The organism is Synechococcus sp. WH 5701 (assembly GCF_000153045.1).
GTDB classification, from domain to species: domain Bacteria; phylum Cyanobacteriota; class Cyanobacteriia; order PCC-6307; family Cyanobiaceae; genus Regnicoccus_A; species Regnicoccus_A antarcticus.
Genome location: NZ_AANO01000041.1, coordinates 1 through 1,763 on the forward strand (window position 1 = coordinate 1; position 1,763 = coordinate 1,763).

A 1,763-nucleotide genomic window follows, 5' to 3' on the forward strand; every position below is an offset into this window, starting at 1 on the left:
CCGCTCAACCAAAAACCCGGTCTGGGCCGAATCTGATTCATGCAAATAAATCGGTAGCCCTAAGGCAGATTGAACAAGGGCTGCCAAGGCCAAATCAGCAGGTCTTCGTCCATAAAGCACTAAAGAACACCCCATCGCAGCCGTTGTGCTGTGTAAATCGAGCACGACGGAGCAGGGCTCGTCTCCCTTTGGCCCAAACCTCCCAACCAGTTCACGCGCGCGACGCATTTCCAAGTCTCCACCCGACTGCTCAAGCAGATCCGCTCTGAAACTTCGGTTGAGATCACGGTCGACGTAACGACGCATCGCAGCCTGGGCCTGGGGATTACCCACCAACCGTTGAATGGAAAGACCCGCGGAATTGATCAGATCAGGCTGATGATTCCATTGCTCCAACAACCACGGAGCGTTGAGCTCATTGCCGTGGGTCCCTGCCACAACCAGAACATCGCTGGCAGCCATGAACTCAAAACAGATCTTGTTTGACTGAAGCATGGAGCCAAGATGGCTGAGGTCTCCGCGACCTCAGCCATTGCGACGACAAAAGCCATGTCGATTCCACCCATCGTTGTGATGGCAGCCAAAGCAGGTTGGCGTTGGCAATGGCAAAGGCTCATGGGCGGCCTTGGTCCCGCCGATGCCGCCGGGAACTACAGCAGACCCAAAAGTGATCACCTTGAGGCGCAAGTCCCCGACCCTTTGGACTTGCAGTCCCGCCGACCAGACCAACGCCCCCATTTACTTGTTGGACGCAGCTGTCCATGGGCCCATCGCACCTGGGCTGGGTCCCATCAAATGGCGAGGGCTTGATCAGAGCCTTCATTCTTCTGACGGCCTTTGCAGATCACCAGGCCAGGACGGTGCCAATTCATTCTTCCATGGTTGGGAGGTACCAGCTGGCTTGCGCGGTATCAACGTTGTGGCGCGCTTCCCTCCCATCGCGCCACTGTTCCAGTGCTGATCGACCCCATCCATCCCAAAATCTTGGGGAACGAAAGTGCCCAGCTCGTAGAGGTGTTGAACCGCTGGCCAGCCCACGCGGAAGCCCCCGACCTGGCACCACCAGAGCTGCAGAACAGCATTCATCGTTGGCAGGAACTCCTTCAACCCAATGTGAATGATGGGGTTTACCGCTGCGGCTTTGCCCGCAACCAAGCGGCATACAACCGTGCCGTAACCGCACTATTTGCAGCCCTCGATCAAGTGGAGTCAAGCCTGGGGCAATCGGGCCCCTGGCTTTGTGGCGATCGAATCACCTTGGCGGACGTGCGTTTATTTCCCACATTGATTCGTTGGGAGATGGTCTACGCACCCTTGTTTGGTTGTAGTCAGCGTCCTCTCTGGCAGTTCCCGAAACTTTGGGATTGGCGACGACGTTTATATAGGCAGCCGGGTGTCCAAGCAAGTTGTGACGCCGAGGCTTGGCGACATGACTACTTCGGAGCGTTATTTCCGCTGAATCCTGGTGGAATTGTCCCCACTGGTCCAGACCTGACCACACTTGTATCCAGTGATATCGCGAACGCATGACAACGGGTGATCCGCAGTTTGAAGGCGTTTATGGCCCTTACACGATTACATCAACAGATCGGCTGGAGGTGCAGCGCTATCGCATCTCACTTCTTGTCGCTGGGCTAGCGATGACTGCGGCGCTCGTGCACTGGTGGCAGTTTGGGGATCGCTGGGCCTGGATTTGGCTTCTACCACTGATGGCCGGGCTCGGCTTAGCACTGCACTGGATCCATATCTATGTAAGACCACTC

Annotated in this window: 2 protein-coding genes and 1 pseudogene; 2 read left to right on the forward strand and 1 reads right to left on the reverse strand. The window is 56.4% G+C overall.

All coding sequences use genetic code 11. The features are described from left to right. Positions 1-462: aspartoacylase (locus WH5701_RS16045; RefSeq protein ID WP_156776464.1), on the reverse strand; the 462-nt coding region annotated here is incomplete at its 3' end. 492 nt (positions 463-954) lie between these two features. On the opposite strand from WH5701_RS16045, the gene WH5701_RS18715 reads away from it, so the two are divergent. Together WH5701_RS18715 and WH5701_RS18165 are read left to right on the forward strand one after the other, a co-directional pair. After that, positions 955-1,530, forward strand: coding sequence for a glutathione S-transferase family protein (locus WH5701_RS18715; RefSeq protein WP_369791625.1), 576 nt, complete (start codon positions 955-957; stop codon positions 1,528-1,530). After that, positions 1,527-1,763 (forward strand): annotated as a pseudogene (locus tag WH5701_RS18165) (hypothetical protein); the annotation flags it as partial. The gene WH5701_RS18715 and the pseudogene WH5701_RS18165, both read left to right, overlap by 4 nt.